The following is a 15,018-nucleotide window of genomic DNA, read 5'->3' on the forward strand; positions in this document are numbered from 1 at the left end:
TACTGAGCGCATGACGACCTCGGCGCAGCAGTTCCTCGACGCGGTGCTCGATCCCGGGACGTTCCTCTCGTGGGATCGGGCACCGCTCGTCGTTGCGGCGGACGAGCAGTACCTCGCCGACCTCGAGCGCGCACGAACCCGGAGCGGAGTGGACGAGGCGGTCCTGACGGGTGCGGGCACCGTCGGCGGGCGGCGCGTCGCCGTGGTGGTGTGCGAGTTCGCGTTCCTCGCCGGATCCATCGGTGTGGCCGCGGCGGAGCGCATCACACTGGCCGTCGAACGCGCCACGGCGGAAAGACTTCCGCTGATCGCGTCCCCCACCTCCGGCGGCACGCGCATGCAGGAGGGCACCGCGGCGTTCGTCCAGATGGTGAAGATCGCCGCGGCGGTGACGCTGCACAAGGACGTCGGCCTGCCCTATCTCGTCCATCTCCGGCACCCCACGACGGGCGGCGTGTTCGCGTCGTGGGGATCGCTCGGCCACGTCACGTTCGCCGAACCCGGTGCCCTCATCGGGTTCCTCGGGCCGCGGGTCTATCAGGCCCTGTACGGCCAGGACTTCCCCGAGGGCGTGCAGACGGCCGAGAATCTGTTCCGCTGCGGCGTGATCGACGCGGTCGTCCCTCCCGCCGATGTTCGCGCCGTCCTCGAACGGGCGCTGGTGGTTCTGCAGGACGCGCCCGACGCGACGCCCGAGAACGCGGAACCGTCCGACGAGAGCGCGGACACCTCCGTGTCCGCATGGCACTCGGTCCTGCTCAGTCGGCGCGACGACCGGCCCGGTGTGCGAGAACTGCTGGCGACGAACGTGTCCCATCACATTCCGCTGAGCGGGACGGGGCGCGGCGACTTCGACTCCACCGTGACCCTGTCCCTCACCCGGTTCCGCGGACGATCGTGCGTCCTGTTCGGGCAGGATCGCACCGGGCAGACGCCGGAGAACACGATGGGTCCGGGCGCTCTCCGAGAAGCGTTGCGCGGCATGCGCCTTGCGGAGCAACTGGGCCTGCCGCTGGTCCTGGTGATCGACACGCTCGGCGCATCGCTCTCACGCGAGGCCGAGGAGCACGGGTTGGCTCCCGGAATCGCGCGCTGCATCTCGACGCTGATCACCCTCCGCACTCCCACCGTGTCGGTCCTGCTGGGGCAGGGCACCGGCGGCGGCGCGCTCGCACTGCTGCCCGCCGACCGCGTCGTGGCCGCGCAGCACGCCTGGCTGGCGCCGCTCCCGCCGGAAGGGGCGAGTGCCATCGTGCACCGCGACACCGCACACGCGCCCGCGATGGCCGAGGCGCAGGGCATCCGGCCCGTCGACCTCCGGTCGGCCCGGATCGTCGACACCATCGTGCCCGAGGACCCGGATGCCGCCGACGAACCGCACCGGTTCATGGGTCGCCTCGGGACCGCGATCGCCCGCGAACTCGACACCGTCACCGCCCTCGACCCGGGCGTCCGACAGTCCGAGCGACTGCGTCGGTTCAGGACGCTGGGGCAGTAGCCTTCGCGCGGTGCCGCCGGACCGCGTCGCGGTTGGAACAGGCCGTGCCGCAGTACCGTTGGCGACCGGTACGGGAGAAGTCGGCGTAGACACGGTCGCAGTCGTCCGCCGAACACCGACCGAGACGGTGCATGCCGCGGCCCACCAGATGCAGCGCGGTACCGACGCTCACCAGCGCGCGCACGACGTCCGCGAGCGGCAGATCCGGATCCCGGTAGTGCAGGTGCCAGCCGTCGTCGGCGTGGTTCGTCAACCTCGGGTATGCCGAGGTCTGCGCGAGCAACGCGTTCAGTGCGAGCGCCCGTTGCTCGTGCGTCGGCGCATCGACCACGCCGAGCCACTCCTCGAAGAACACCTCCGCCCGAGCCAGATCGGTGTGCATGGCCACCGTGTCGTCGGACATGCCCGCCTCGAGGCACCGACTCTCGAACTCCACCGCATCGGTCGGGGGCGAGTTCACGATGTCGACGGCCAGCCGGACCGCATATTCTCCGTAAGGGTTGAGGTGCACAAGACCATTACAGCAGACTCGTCGTCATGAGCACCGTGGAATGTCTGCATCGATGGACGGCCGAGTCCCGCCACCGCACCAGCGAGGGCACCGTCGTCTATCACCGGTGCCACTGCGGACGGCACCGCGTCACCCGGGAGACCCCGGTCCAGGAAGCGGTCGGGATCAGCTCCCCGACGTACCGGCCATGACGGGAACCATCACCGCCACGGTGACCGCGGTGTAGACGTCCTGCACCGCCTTGCGCACGGCATCGCTCGCCCACTCCCCCTGCGCGATGTCCTTGGCACGGTTCTTCACCGCGCGCTTGTCCGCATCGGGAAAGACCTTGTGCGTCGCGTCGATCGCCGACAGCAACGCCACCACCGCTGACGTCCGCGCATCGGGATCGAGACCGTCGATCAGGACGGAGTGCAGCGTCTTGCGGACCCGGTCCTCGTGCGACGAATCGAGCGTCGGCCACGTGGTGGTGGGGAACAGCCCCAGGACCTTGCCCTTCTCCTCGCCGACGAACCCCCGCTCGACGACGCGGGCTACCACCTGCTCGCGAATGTCCTTGTGCAACTTCTCGACGGCCGACTTCGGCGTCATCGGACGTTTGGCCGTCTCGATCGCCTCCACGGCCCGCTCGAGTATCGGATCCGACACCGTTCGAGCGCCGGACACCGCGAGCCGGCCCTTCTTCGTCGTCTCGTTGTCGCCGGCCACCGACACGGTGCCGTCCATCGCGAGCTCGAGGATCACCGCGCCGGCGAGCACCCGCGGCAGCTTGGTGCTGTCGACGACGGGCTTGCCCGTTCCGTCGTCCAGCAGAAGAAGCAGCAGATCCTCGGCAATCAGGGTCATGTCTCGACCTTACGGAAGTGCGGCCGAGATTACAGTCGGCTCATGACCGAATCGGGCGCCTACCGCCAGGCCTACGACGCCGCTGCCGCCGACCCCGACGCCTTCTGGCTCGAGGCGGCGCGGGCGATCGACTGGGACGTCGCGCCGACCATCGCCCTGGACTCGTCGAACGCACCCTTCCACCGCTGGTTCCCGGACGGTCGACTGAACACGTGCGTCAACGCGCTCGACCGCCACGTCGCGGCCGGTGCCGGCGATCGGACCGCGCTGATCCACGATTCCGCCATGACGGGCGCTCGCGTGTCGTTCACCTACTCCGAACTCCTCGACCGGGTGTCCCGCTTCGCGGGGGCGCTCGCCGCTCGCGGCGTCGGTGCGGGTGATCGCGTCGTGCTCTACATGCCGATGATCCCGGAGGCCGTCGTCGCGATGCTCGCCTGTGCGCGCCTCGGTGCGGTCCACTCGGTGGTGTTCGGCGGGTTCGCCGCGAAGGAACTGGCCGCGCGCATCGACGACGCGGATCCCGTCGCGATCGTGACCGCCACGGGTGGTCTCGAACCCGGACGCACCGTCGACTACGTGACACCCGTCGCCGCGGCCCTCGCCATGTCGACGTCGTCCCCGCGTGCGGTCTTCCTCACGCGCCGACCGGAGATCGACATCGAGGCACCGGGCGACTGGCTGGACTTCCACCGGGAACTCGACGCCGCGACCCCCGCGGATCCCGTGTCGGTCGCGGCGACCGATCCGCTCTACATCCTCTACACGTCGGGCACCACCGGGAAGCCGAAGGGCGTCGTCCGGGACAACGGCGGACACGCCGTCGCGCTGCGCTGGTCGATGACCAACATCTACGACGTCGGACCCGGCCAGGTCATGTGGACCGCCTCGGACGTGGGCTGGGTGGTCGGCCACAGCTACATCGTCTACGGCCCGTTGCTGGCCGGAGCGACGACGGTGCTGTACGAGGGCAAGCCCGTCGGCACCCCCGACGCGGGCGCGTTCTGGCGAGTGATCGAGGAGTACGGGGTGCGTGCGCTGTTCACGGCGCCCACGGCACTGCGCGCCGTACGCAAGGTCGATCCGGAGGCCGCGCTGCTGCGCGATCACGACGTGTCGTCCCTGGAAACCCTGTTCGTCGCCGGCGAGCGCCTGGATCCGGACACCTTCGCGTGGGCGTCCCGCATCCTGGACCGACCGGTGGTCGACCACTGGTGGCAGACCGAGACGGGGTGGGCTATCTGCGCGAATCTCCGCGGGCTGGAACCGATGCCGCTGAAGTCGGGCTCACCGACGGTGCCGGTGCCCGGGTTCCACGTCGGCATCGTCGACGGTTCGGGGGCCGAGGTACCCGCCGGCACCGAGGGCAACATCGTGCTCGAACTTCCCCTGCCGCCCGGCACACTCGCCGGACTCTGGCAGGACGACGACCGGTTCCTGTCGTCGTATCTCGCCGCGTTCGACGGGTACTACCTCACCGGCGATTCGGGCTACGTCGACGAGGACGGCTACGTCTACGTCCTGGGGCGCACCGACGACGTCATCAACGTCGCGGGGCACCGATTGTCCACGGGCAGTATCGAAGCCGTCGTCGGCGCCCACCCTGCCGTCGCCGAGTGCGCCGTGATCGGCATCCACGACGAGACGAAGGGTCAACGCCCCAGCGCCTACGTCGTGCTCAAGACCGGCGTGGACATCGACGACGACACCCTGCGCTCCGAACTCGTCGCGGCCGTTCGCGAGGACATCGGCGCCGTTGCCACGTTCCGTGACGTGACCGTCGTACAGGCGTTGCCCAAGACACGCTCGGGCAAGATCCTGCGCAAGACGATGCGCCAGATGGTCGACGGCGACGAGGTGGTGGTGCCGTCGACCATCGAGGACGCGTCCGTGCTCGACGCCCTGGCGGCCCTCTTCAGGCCCTGAACGGACCGCACAGTCAAGACTTGAGCGCGCCGAAGCGTCGGAGCGCTTCCTCCCGCTCGTGCTTGTGGTCGACGATCGGCTCGGGATAGTCCTCCGGCCGTCCGTTCTTCAGAGCGTGCACGGCTTTACCCTCGACACCGCGGAGCTCGGGAACCCAGCGACGCACGTAGTCGCCGTTCGGGTCGAACTTCTCGCCCTGCGTCGTGGGGTTGAACACCCGGAAGTACGGCGACGCATCGGTTCCCGTGCCCGCGGTCCACTGCCACCCGTGCTGGTTGCTGGCGATGTCGCCGTCCATCAGGTGCTGCAGGAAGAAGCGTGCACCCCGCCACCACGGCAGGTGCAGGTCCTTCACCAGGAAGGATGCGACGATCATCCGCACCCTGTTGTGCATCCAGTTCTCCGAGACCAGTTGGCGCATGCCCGCGTCGACGATGGGGAAGCCCGTCGTGCCGTCGCACCACGCCTGGAAGAGCTCGTCCGCGTGCGGCCCGGAGTCGAGCTCGATCTTGTCGAACCTCTTGTCGTAGTTCTCCCGAGCGCTGTCCGGTCGGCGAAAGAGGATGTCGGCGTAGAAGTCTCGGAAGCACAACTCGCGTCGGTACGCCTCCGAGCCGTCGTTCTTCAGTGAGGCCAGATCGGCCAGCATGGTGCGCGGATGGATGGTCCCGTACTTCAGGTGCACCGACATCCGGCTGGTGCTGTCCTTGTCCGGACGGTTGCGCTCGTCGTCGTACCCGGTCGCACGGTCGTCGCGGAAGTCCGCCCACGAGGACAGCGCCGCCTGCTCGCCGGCCTCGACGTCCGCACGGGTCTTCTCCGTCGGAATGGTCACTCGCTTGCGGCCGCCCGACACGTCGTCCGGATCGATCCACGACGCCGACGACGCGGAGGTGTCGGCGGGGCCGCGCCAGCCGTGGTCCTGCCAGCGGCGGTAGAACGGCGTGAAGACCTTGAAACCCTCGCCGTCGTCCTTGACGATGCGGCCGGGCGACACCGCGTACGGCGACCCCGTCCGCACCAGGTCGACCTTCTCGGCGACGGCGTCGTCGCGGCGTCGACCGTACGGACCGTAGTCCTCGCTCACGTGCACGGCGCCCGCTCCCACGGCCTTCGCCACGGCCGGAACCGCGGCCACCGGATCGCCCTTCACCACCATCAGGCGGCCGCCGAGCTGGTCGTCCAGCGCTGTCAACGACCGGAACAGCACGTCGCGGCGCGCGGCACCCGACGGGCCGAGGAGGTGATCGTCGAGCACGAACAGCGCCAGCACGTCCCGGCCGTCCTCGGCGGCGTGGGCCAGTGCCGGGTGGTCACCGAGGCGCAGGTCGCGGCGGAACCACAGGACGGAGGGTGCAGAAGAGCTCATGACAGACGTTCGTACCCGTTCCGCGCCCCGGCCGAACGTCAGGGTCCGGTGTAGGCCGGCTCGGCCGTAAGCACCTGCGTCTGGATCTGCGCGTCCACCAGGCCGGCGATGGCGGTGGGCGCGGTACTCAGCGGGCCCAGCGGATCGGTTCCGGGCGGGGTGAGCTGGAGACAACTCTGCGTGCCCACCCTCGACTCGACGGCCGGGCCGTCGTTGTCCAACGCGTCGGCCAGCATCGCGATCGCCGTGGCGTCCGACGGAAGCAGGACGTGGGAGACGTGCTTCAGGGGGCAGACGTCCTGGATCACCAGGTTCGACGCCCCGGCCATCGCGCCGGCGGCCGGGGCCGGTCGCACCAGCTCGTCGAACGCCGTCGAGATCGTGGTGGCCGGCGTGCCCGCCGGGAACGGCGTCGACGTCAGTGCGGCCATGAAGTCGGAACCCTCCGAGAACTGCCAGATGGGCGCCGCACAGCCGCCCAGCGCCGCGCACACCGCATCGGTGTCCTGCGGAGCACCCACCGGAGCGAGCCCGACCACGTCGTCCACCACCGCGGCGACCTCGGGATCGGACTTCACCGCCCACGCCGCGAGAGTTCCGTCCTGGCTGTGGCCGACCAGATCGACCGGGCCACCGCGGGTGTTCGCGGTGCGCAGCACGGCGTCCACGACGAAGCGGGTGCTGATCTGCACGTCGACCGTCGCGCGCCGAGGTAGTTCCACCGTGCAGAACGGTCGACCGGTCTGCGTGAGCCACGGTTCGAGCACCGCGCCGAAGTCCTCGACACTGTTCGTCCAGGTGCCGTGCACCAACACCACAGGGTCCTCCGCCGCACCCGCGACGTCGCCGCTGCACGCGTAGGTGGAGCCGACGGCCGGGTCGGCGGGCGCTGCGACCGCCGTGACGGCGCTGACCACCACCGTCGCCGCCACCGCGGTCAGGACCAACCCGACCCGAACCGGTAGCGCGAACAACGACCCTGCATTCCACCCTGACGATCCTGATCCCGACGACCCCATGCCGCATCACCCCCGACGGGGAAGCTACCGCCCGCCGGAGGTGGTGCCGCACGGAAAACGGACATTCGGCACGCCTCGAGTGAATGTCACCAGCGCGCCGCGTGCATCACAGGACGAACAACATCTCCTGGTAGGTCGGCAGCGGCCACAGGTCGTCGGCGACGATGTCCTCGAGCTGATCGGCCGCCGCCCGCACCTCCGCCATGGCCGGAAGGAGTGCGTCCCTGGCGTGGGTGGCCTCGCCGAGCGCGTCGTGCCCGGTGTCGGCGTCCAGCGCGCCCTTCAGCGTCGCCAGCCCGGCCCGCAGAGCCGCGAGCGGCACGGACACGGTGTCCAGCGGTGCCCTGTCGATCTCCACGCCCACCGCCTGCAGCGCGGCCAGGTTCTGGGCGACCTCCGTCTGGTACCGCACTGCCGCCGGCAGCACGATGGTGGTGCCCATCTCGAGCGTCAACCGAGCCTCCACACCGATGGTGAGTGCGTACTGCTCGAGCCCGATCTCGTAGCGGCTGTGCATCTCTCGCGAGTTGAACACGTCGTACTTCGAGAAGAGGGCCAGTGCCTCGTCGGTGATGAGCTCCGGCAATGCGTCCAGAGTCGTGCGCAGGTTGGCGAGACCCCGCGCCTCCGCCTCGATGGGCCAGTTCTCCGAGTACCCGTCACCGTTGAAGACGACGGCCCCGTGGTCGGTGATGATCTGCGTCAACAGGTTCTGAACCGCGGTGTCGAAGTCGACCCCGTCCGCGACGGCCGTCTCGAGCTCGGTGGCCATGTGGTCGAGCGACTCGGCCATGATCGTGTTGATGACGACCATCGGCTCGTTCACCGTCTGCATCGACCCCGGAGCGCGGAACTCGAATCGGTTGCCGGTGAACGCGAACGGGCTCGTACGGTTGCGGTCGCCCGGATCGGTGGGCAGCACGGGTAGCGTGTCCGCCCCGATCATCATGGTGCCCTTGCCCTTCGAGGACGTCGCCGCGCCCTTGGCGATCTGGTCGAAGACGTCGGCGAGCTGGTCACCCAGGAAGATCGAGATGATGGCCGGCGGAGCCTCGTTCGCGCCGAGTCGGTGATCGTTCGTGGCCGACGCCACCGATGCGCGCAGCAGCCCGGCGTACTTGTGCACCGCGCGGATCACCGCGGCACAGAAGACGAGGAACTGTGCGTTGTCGTGCGGGGTGTCCCCCGGGACCAGGAGGCTGCCGAGCTCCGAGTTGCCCAACGAGAAGTTGACGTGCTTACCCGACCCGTTGACGCCCTCGAACGGCTTCTCGTGGAACAGGATCTCCATGCCGTGCTTCTTGGCGATGGTCTTGAACGTCGTCATGAGCAATTGCTGGTGATCCGCGGCGATGTTGCCGCGCTCGAACATCGGCGCGATCTCGAACTGTCCGGGCGCCACCTCGTTGTGCCGGGTCTTGGCCGGGATGCCGAGCTTGAACAGTTCGCGCTCGGTGTCCATCATGAAGCCCAGGACGCGTTCGGGAATCGCGCCGAAATAGTGGTCGTCGAACTCCTGGCCCTTGGGCGGCTTCGCACCGAACAGGGTGCGCCCCGCGTTGAGCAGATCCGGACGCGCCAGGAAGAAGTGCCGGTCGACGAGGAAGTACTCCTGCTCCGGTCCGCAGAAGGACACGACGTGCTCGGGATCCTCGTGTCCGAAGAGCGTCAGGATGCGCTCGGCGTGCCGGCCCATCGCCTGCTGGGAGCGCAGCAGACCCGTCTTGTGGTCCAGTGCCTCACCGGTCATCGACACGAACACCGTCGGGATGCACAGCGTGTTGCCATTCGGATTCTCGAGGACGTACGCCGGGCTGGTGACGTCCCACCCCGTGTAACCACGCGCCTCGAAGGTGTTGCGCAAACCGCCGTTCGGGAAACTCGACGCGTCGGGTTCGCCCTGGATCAGCGTCTTGCCGGCGAACTCCGCCAACGCGGAACCGTCCGACACCGGCTCGAGGAAACTGTCGTGCTTCTCCGCCGTCAGACCCGTCAGCGGGTAGAACACGTGCGCGTAGTGCGTCGCCCCCTTCTCGATGGCCCAGTCCTTCATCGCGGACGCCACCGCGTCGGCCACCATCGGATCGAGCGGCGCACCGTGCTCGATCGTCTTCATCACCGACTTGTAGACCGATTTCGGCAGGCGCTTCTGCATCACCACACGGTTGAACACGTTCTCGCCGAAGACCTGACCCGGAGTCTCCGTGTCGGTGTAGCTGACGGCGGGAGGCTGGTACGCCTCGACCGCTCGCAGAGCCTGGAGACGGACCGTGTTCGCGCTCATCGTGATACCCCTTGCATGCTCGACCCCGACCGCGCTGGATGCACCGACGGCTTCGAGAGACGATAGAGACGCTCTGTTCCGGGAAGATTGCGCAGACGTGACCACCGCGATCGTTCCCGGCCCGGCCGGTTGTGTGCACTGATCCGCGGTGAGCGCGGATCACTGCACACAGGTCGACTCCCGCGGCGCGGGGCGCATCCGCACACCACGGGCGTTCCGGCACAATCGACGGATGACCGCACTGGACCAGCCCACCGTCCTCGTGGTGGACGACGACGTCGACGTGTTGGCCTCGATCGAGCGCGGACTGCGGCTGTCCGGGTTCACCGTGCTCACCGCTCGCGACGGCGCCGCCGCTCTCGACCTCGTCGGTGCGCAGGATCCGGACGTCGTGGTGCTGGACATGAACATGCCCGTCCTCGACGGCAACGGCGTGGTCACCGCGTTGCGCGCCCGCGGCAACGACGTCCCGGTGTGCGTCCTGAGCGCCCGCAGTTCCGTCGACGACCGCATCGCGGGCCTCGAGTCCGGCGCCGACGACTACCTGACCAAGCCGTTCGTCCTCGCCGAACTGGTGGCACGCATCAACGCGATGCTGCGCCGCCGCGGCACCATCGGTACCAGCGTCCCGGCCACTGCCGCCGTGGTGGTCGGGCCGCTGAGCCTCGACGAGCCGGGCCACCGCGCCACCATCGACGGGCGGCCCCTCGATCTCACGAAGCGCGAGTTCGAACTCCTCGCCGTCCTCGCGCACAACGCCGGAGTGGTGCTCAGCCGGGAGCGGCTCCTGGAACTGGTGTGGGGGTACGACTTCGTGGCCGACACCAACGTCGTCGACGTCTTCGTCGGGTACCTGCGCCGGAAGATGGAGAGCGGTGGGGTGCCACGGATCCTGCACACCGTCCGCGGCGTCGGCTTCGTCCTGCGCACGGCTTCATGACGACCGGCCTCCGGCCTTCCCGGCGCATGACGACCGGCCTCCGGCCTTCCCGGCGCATGACGACCGGCCTCCGGCCTTCCCGGGTCTTCTCGCTGCGCGCCCGCGTGGCCGCCGCCACCGCCCTGGGCGCCCTCATCATCGTCTCGCTCGTCGGTTGGTACGTCGCAGCGGCTATCTCCCGCAACAACATCCTGCAGCTCGACCGTCGGCTCGAGACAGCGTCCGAGGTGGTGGTACCGCGTGCGCAGACGTTCGAGATGTTCCTCGGGAGCCTGAGCAGGTCCGAGGCCTTCGCCATCACGATCAGGCAGACCGATCAGGTGCGGGCCAGTACGCAGCCGCAGCTCCCCGCGATGCCGCTCGGTTCGGCGACCGCCGACGTCGACGGCACCCCGTTCCGCGTCTACACCGCCGCGGTGCCGGACCGGACGGACGTCACCGTGTCCATCGCGGTGCCGTTGTCGGAGGCGCAGGACATCACGGACGACCAGCAGCGGCAGGTGCTGCAGGCCGGCGCTCTGGCGGTCGGCGCGTCGACGGCACTCGGCTGGATCCTCGGCGGACGGGCCGTGCGCCCGTTGATGAGGCTCACGCACGACGTCGCGAAGGACCCGCCGACACCACCCCGCAAGTCGACGGGTGTGCGGGAGGCGGACGCCCTCGCGGCCGCCGTAGGCGACATGCTGCAGCGAGTGTCGGACGCCCAGGCGCGCACCGAGAGCGCCCTCGAGACGGCCCGCGACTTCGCCGCCGTGTCGGCGCACGAGCTGCGGACGCCGCTGACCGCCATGCGTACCGACATCGAGGTGCTGCGCACGCTCGATCTCTCCGCCGAGCAGCGGCAGGAGATCCTCGACGACCTTCAGCGCACGCAGGGCCGGGTGGAATCGACTCTCGCCGCGCTGGAACGGCTGGCCACCGGAGAGCTGACAACCGACGCGGACCGGGTGAGCGTGGACGTCGTGGAGGTCGCCGACCTCGTCGCACGGGACGCCGCGCGGACGTTGCCGGAGACGCGGGTGCGGGTGGAGGCCGACGGGCCGGTGTCCGCCCTGGGCCATCCCACGGGACTACGGTTGGCGCTCGACAACGCCGTGCTCAATGCCGTGCGTCACGGCGGCGCGACGACCGTGGTGATCAGCGTGGCGCGCACGGCGGAGGGTGCGCGAATCAGCGTGGACGACAACGGGTCCGGCGTCCCGGAGGATGAGCGGGAACGTGTCTTCGGACGCTTCGAGCGCGGATCACGAGCCGCGGCGGGCGGATCCGGACTCGGGCTCGCACTGGTCGCCCAGCAGGCTCACCTGCACGGTGGAACGGTGCATCTGGAGGCGAGCCCACTGGGCGGTGCGAGGTTGGTGCTCGACGTGGCGTGAGACCGTCGAATCTGCGGAGCAGAGATCAGGCGTTCAGCAGATCGATGACGAAGACGAGGGTCTTGCCCGACAGCCGATGTCCGGCGCCTGCGGGGCCGTAGGCGAGCTCCGGCGGGATGGTGAGCTGACGGCGTCCGCCGACCTTCATGCCGGGAATGCCGTCCTGCCAGCCCTGGATGAGGCCGCGCAGCGGGAAGGTGATGGACTCGCCGCGGTTCCAGGACGAGTCGAACTCCTCGCCGCTCTCGAACTCGACGCCCACGTAGTGGACCTCGACGGTGCCGCCGGGAACGGCTTCCGCGCCGTCACCGACCGTGATGTCCTGGACCACGAGGTCGGTAGGAGGGGGGCCGGCCTGGAACTCGATCTCGGGCTTGGTCACGATGAACTCCTGTAGTCGACTGATACCGAACGACGATGTCCTGTACCGATCGACTGTAACGTGACTGCGCTCAGCCTATCGGGGACGGCATGGCGACGGTGCGGTAAGCGCAGGTCAGAGTCCGATCGGTCGCCGGGTCGCGCAGCTCGACCTTCCACGCGCTCGCGAACTGGTCCACCCCCGGAACCATCGACACCGTGCCGGACATCAGCACCGTGCCCGCCCGGAAGAGCCCCCGCTCGGTGAGGACGTCGAGCCAGTGATCGGGCGAGAGCAGATCGCCCAGAGTGCCGTCCTGGATCAGGGTCTCGTCGTCTCCGACCCGGGCGCGCAGCGTGATGTCGTCGAGGCGGTCGGCCACCTCCGCGAGCCGCCAGGCCCCGGTGCCGAGCACGTCGGGTGAGGCGTTCTTGCTCCACGCGACGCTGTGCACCTCGAGATCGCGATCGGTGTGGTCGCACGCGACGGTCAGCAGCACGTCGTCGCGGGTGGGACCCGTGATCACCAGTGCCCACTCCGCCTCGCCCGAGGTGTGTCCGTGCTGGACGTGCACCTCGGAGGTCTGCTGTGCCAGGTAGGGCGAAATAGGGTACATCGCCGGAATGGTGGTCGGTGCGGGAACGCCGAGCTCGGCCAGTTCGGCGATGTGGGACGCGACCTCGGCCTGGTCACGGCCCGCGTACCCGGCGTTCAGGAGTGTGGTCACGGTGACCGACTCGGTGGAACCGTCGGGAAGTTCGAAGGTCAGTGTCGTCATCATTTCTCCTGTTACTTCTCTGTTCCGGGAGCGCTCGAGGGGTTGCGCATACGTCTTGTATACAGCAAGTATATGAACCACGACACCCGAAAGGACATCCCATGGACGGCACGACACCCGACGGCCGAGGGGCGGTGCGTCCCGACCGGACTGCGCTGACCAAGGCTTTCGCTGCCAGCCTGACCGGTACGGCACTGGAGTGGTACGACTTCGCGGTCTACTCCGCGTCGGCCGCACTGATCTTCCCCATCATCTTCTTCCCGGAGAGCGACCCGTTGACGGGAACGCTGCTCGCCTTCTCGACCTATGCCGTGGGATACGTCGCGCGGCCGATCGGCGGGTTCGTCTTCGGCCGCCTCGGCGACGTCATCGGACGCAAACAGCTGCTCGTCATCACGTTGTTGCTCATCGGCGTCACGACGTTCCTCATCGGACTGCTGCCGGGCTACGCGACCATCGGCGTCGCGGCACCGATCATCCTGGTGGCGTTGCGCTTCGCGCAGGGCGTCGCCGTCGGTGGCGAGTGGGGCGGTGCCGTCCTGCTCTCGAGCGAGTACGGCGATCCGCGCAAGCGTGGATTCTGGTCGTCCGCGGCGCAGATCGGCCCGCCTGCCGGCAACCTGATGGCCAACGGCGCTCTCGCGGCCCTGACCTTCGCCCTCACCGAGGAACAGTTCGAGTCGTGGGGCTGGCGCGTGGCGTTCCTGCTGTCGGCCGTGCTGGTCGGCTTCGGGCTGTGGATCCGCCTCGAGCTGGAGGACACCCCGGTGTTCAAGGCGCTGCAGGAGAGCGGCGACCGACCCGAGGCACCGATCACCGAGGTCTTCCGCGAGCAGAGCCGCCCCCTGATCGCCGCGATCCTCTCGCGCATCGCACCCGACGTCATCTACGCCCTCTTCACCGTCTTCTCCATCACCTACGGCGTGCAGAAGCTCGGCTTCGTGCGCAGCGAGGTGCTGACGGCCATCCTCATCGGCTCGGCGTTCCAGCTGGCCACCATTCCACTGGCGGGCGCACTGTCCGACATCGTGAACCGGCCACTGCTCTACGCCGTCGCCGCCGTGGGCGGCGTCGTGTGGGTGGCCGTCTTCTTCCTCCTCATCGGCGGCAGCTCGTTCGGCATGCTCGTCCTGGGCGTCGTCGTCGGACTGACGTTCCACTCGTTCATGTACGGGCCGCAGGCCGCGTTCGTGACGGAGCAGTTCTCGCTGCGCCTGCGCTCCACCGGTGCCTCGCTGGCGTACACGATCGCCGGCGTCTTCGGCGGCGCGATCGCACCGCTCATGTTCACGTTCCTGCTCGACCGCACCGACAGCTGGGTGCCCGTCTTCGTCTACATCATGGCGATGGGTGTGCTCACCGTCCTCGGCCTGGCACTCGGCCGTGGTCCCGATCCCGCGGAGGAGGAGAGCTACGTCGCGCAGAACCTCGGCGCCGAGCAGCTCTCGGCGCGGGATAGCTAGCCGCGCAGCAGGATTCGCATGGTGACGTCCAGGTGTGCATCGATCTGCGCGGACGCCGCGGCCAGATCCCCCGAGGCCAACGCGTCGACGATCGCGCGATGCTCGGTGCACACCTGGCGCTTGCGGTCGGGAGCGCCGAACAGCGCGGACAACCCGGCACGCAACTGCCGCGCCCGCAGCCCGGCGTACGTCCGGGACAGCAACTCGCTGCCTGCGGAGTCGATCAGTTCCTGGTGGAACGTCCCGTCGAGGTCGATGAAGGTTCGAGCGTGATCCTCGGCGGCACCGGCAGCCAGTGCCTCCTGCGACTCCAGAGTGGCCGTCATCGCCGCGATGGGTACGTTCCCAGCGTCGATCGCCTTCTCCGCGGCGTGCCGTTCGAGCACGCCGCGCAGGTCCATCAGTTCACCGATCTGGCGCCCGGACATCGGCGGCACGTACGCGCCCCGGCCGCGCACCATCTCGATGAGACCCTCGGACACCAACAGCAGCAACGCTTCTCGAACCGGGGTGCGCGACACCCCGATCTGCGACGCCAGCTCACCCTCGTTCAGGAACGTGCCCGTGAACGCCGGTTCGGACAGCACGCGGTCGCGGAGATAGACATAGGCACGCTCGCGACCGGACTGTTCTTGCATACTGTGTGT

13 protein-coding genes are annotated in these 15,018 nt (G+C 68.9%); 5 read left to right on the top strand and 8 right to left on the bottom strand.

Annotation, left to right across the window (positions count from 1 at the left end; all coding sequences use genetic code 11):
* Nucleotides 1–10: 10 nt before the first annotated feature.
* Entirely contained in the window at nucleotides 11–1,498 is a 1,488-nt protein-coding gene (locus tag HQ306_RS04195; RefSeq protein ID WP_222627746.1) for a carboxyl transferase domain-containing protein, read from the top strand.
* On the opposite strand, the gene HQ306_RS04200 is transcribed toward HQ306_RS04195, so the two are convergent.
* Together HQ306_RS04200 and HQ306_RS04205 are read right to left on the bottom strand one after the other, a co-directional pair.
* Complete coding sequence (locus HQ306_RS04200) at nucleotides 1,479–2,009, bottom strand: CGNR zinc finger domain-containing protein (protein ID WP_027504199.1); 531 nt, start codon at nucleotides 2,007–2,009, stop codon at nucleotides 1,479–1,481. The genes HQ306_RS04195 and HQ306_RS04200 overlap by 20 nt on opposite strands.
* Before the next feature lie 165 nt (nucleotides 2,010–2,174).
* Nucleotides 2,175–2,855 (bottom strand): GPP34 family phosphoprotein, encoded by a 681-nt coding sequence (locus tag HQ306_RS04205; RefSeq protein ID WP_222627748.1) that lies wholly within the window; start codon nucleotides 2,853–2,855, stop codon nucleotides 2,175–2,177.
* A gap of 42 nt (nucleotides 2,856–2,897) precedes the next feature.
* Between HQ306_RS04205 and HQ306_RS04210 the strand changes: the two genes are divergently transcribed.
* Complete coding sequence (locus HQ306_RS04210) at nucleotides 2,898–4,781, top strand: propionyl-CoA synthetase (protein WP_222627750.1); 1,884 nt, start codon at nucleotides 2,898–2,900, stop codon at nucleotides 4,779–4,781.
* Nucleotides 4,782–4,794: 13 nt separating this feature from the next.
* Here HQ306_RS04210 and HQ306_RS04215 read toward each other — a convergent pair whose 3' ends face one another.
* From HQ306_RS04215 to HQ306_RS04225, 3 genes are all read right to left on the bottom strand, one after another.
* The gene (locus HQ306_RS04215) at nucleotides 4,795–6,150 is read right to left on the bottom strand and encodes a deoxyribodipyrimidine photo-lyase (RefSeq protein WP_027504202.1); all 1,356 of its coding nucleotides are present in this window, start codon (nucleotides 6,148–6,150) and stop codon (nucleotides 4,795–4,797) included.
* 38 nt (nucleotides 6,151–6,188) lie between these two features.
* Entirely contained in the window at nucleotides 6,189–7,124 is a 936-nt protein-coding gene (locus HQ306_RS04220; protein WP_222627752.1) for a triacylglycerol lipase, read from the bottom strand.
* Nucleotides 7,125–7,275: 151 nt separating this feature from the next.
* The gene (locus tag HQ306_RS04225) at nucleotides 7,276–9,453 is read right to left on the bottom strand and encodes a glutamine synthetase III (RefSeq protein WP_027504203.1); all 2,178 of its coding nucleotides are present in this window, start codon (nucleotides 9,451–9,453) and stop codon (nucleotides 7,276–7,278) included.
* A 232-nt stretch (nucleotides 9,454–9,685) separates the two neighbouring features.
* On the opposite strand from HQ306_RS04225, the gene HQ306_RS04230 reads away from it, so the two are divergent.
* Nucleotides 9,686–10,393 carry a response regulator transcription factor gene (locus HQ306_RS04230; protein ID WP_222627754.1) on the top strand — a complete coding sequence of 236 codons (708 nt, stop codon included), beginning with the start codon at nucleotides 9,686–9,688 and terminating at the stop codon, nucleotides 10,391–10,393.
* 56 nt (nucleotides 10,394–10,449) lie between these two features.
* Nucleotides 10,450–11,769 (top strand): sensor histidine kinase KdpD, encoded by a 1,320-nt coding sequence (locus HQ306_RS04235; protein ID WP_222627756.1) that lies wholly within the window; start codon nucleotides 10,450–10,452, stop codon nucleotides 11,767–11,769.
* A 25-nt stretch (nucleotides 11,770–11,794) separates the two neighbouring features.
* Here the strand turns inward: HQ306_RS04235 and HQ306_RS04240 are convergent, their stop codons facing one another.
* On the bottom strand, nucleotides 11,795–12,151 hold the full coding sequence (locus HQ306_RS04240) for an FKBP-type peptidyl-prolyl cis-trans isomerase (RefSeq protein WP_027504206.1): 357 nt from the start codon (nucleotides 12,149–12,151) through the stop codon (nucleotides 11,795–11,797).
* A 70-nt stretch (nucleotides 12,152–12,221) separates the two neighbouring features.
* Nucleotides 12,222–12,908, bottom strand: a complete 687-nt coding sequence (locus HQ306_RS04245) for a DUF2848 domain-containing protein (protein ID WP_056447514.1) — start codon at nucleotides 12,906–12,908, stop codon at nucleotides 12,222–12,224.
* A 101-nt stretch (nucleotides 12,909–13,009) separates the two neighbouring features.
* On the opposite strand from HQ306_RS04245, the gene HQ306_RS04250 reads away from it, so the two are divergent.
* On the top strand, nucleotides 13,010–14,371 hold the full coding sequence (locus HQ306_RS04250; protein WP_222627758.1) for an MFS transporter: 1,362 nt from the start codon (nucleotides 13,010–13,012) through the stop codon (nucleotides 14,369–14,371).
* Here the strand turns inward: HQ306_RS04250 and HQ306_RS04255 are convergent.
* Complete coding sequence (locus HQ306_RS04255) at nucleotides 14,368–15,009, bottom strand: GntR family transcriptional regulator (RefSeq protein WP_027504209.1); 642 nt, start codon at nucleotides 15,007–15,009, stop codon at nucleotides 14,368–14,370. The genes HQ306_RS04250 and HQ306_RS04255 overlap by 4 nt on opposite strands.
* Nucleotides 15,010–15,018: the final 9 nt, after the last annotated feature.

It is taken from the genome of Rhodococcus sp. BP-160, from assembly GCF_019836205.1.
Classification (GTDB): Bacteria; Actinomycetota; Actinomycetes; order Mycobacteriales; family Mycobacteriaceae; genus Rhodococcoides.

Bases quoted from the DNA above. Each gene is read 5' to 3' on its own strand.
- HQ306_RS04235 (WP_222627756.1), top strand. From the start codon at position 10,450: ATGACGACCGGCCTCCGGCCTTCCCGGGTCTTCTCGCTGCGCGCCCGC.
- HQ306_RS04205 (WP_222627748.1), bottom strand. From the start codon at position 2,855: ATGACCCTGATTGCCGAGGATCTGCTGCTTCTTCTGCTGGACGACGGA.
- HQ306_RS04225 (WP_027504203.1), bottom strand. From the start codon at position 9,453: ATGAGCGCGAACACGGTCCGTCTCCAGGCTCTGCGAGCGGTCGAGGCG.
- HQ306_RS04230 (WP_222627754.1), top strand. From the start codon at position 9,686: ATGACCGCACTGGACCAGCCCACCGTCCTCGTGGTGGACGACGACGTC.
- HQ306_RS04255 (WP_027504209.1), bottom strand. From the start codon at position 15,009: ATGCAAGAACAGTCCGGTCGCGAGCGTGCCTATGTCTATCTCCGCGAC.
- HQ306_RS04250 (WP_222627758.1), top strand. From the start codon at position 13,010: ATGGACGGCACGACACCCGACGGCCGAGGGGCGGTGCGTCCCGACCGG.
- HQ306_RS04195 (WP_222627746.1), top strand. From the start codon at position 11: ATGACGACCTCGGCGCAGCAGTTCCTCGACGCGGTGCTCGATCCCGGG.
- HQ306_RS04215 (WP_027504202.1), bottom strand. From the start codon at position 6,150: ATGAGCTCTTCTGCACCCTCCGTCCTGTGGTTCCGCCGCGACCTGCGC.
- HQ306_RS04210 (WP_222627750.1), top strand. From the start codon at position 2,898: ATGACCGAATCGGGCGCCTACCGCCAGGCCTACGACGCCGCTGCCGCC.
- HQ306_RS04245 (WP_056447514.1), bottom strand. From the start codon at position 12,908: ATGACGACACTGACCTTCGAACTTCCCGACGGTTCCACCGAGTCGGTC.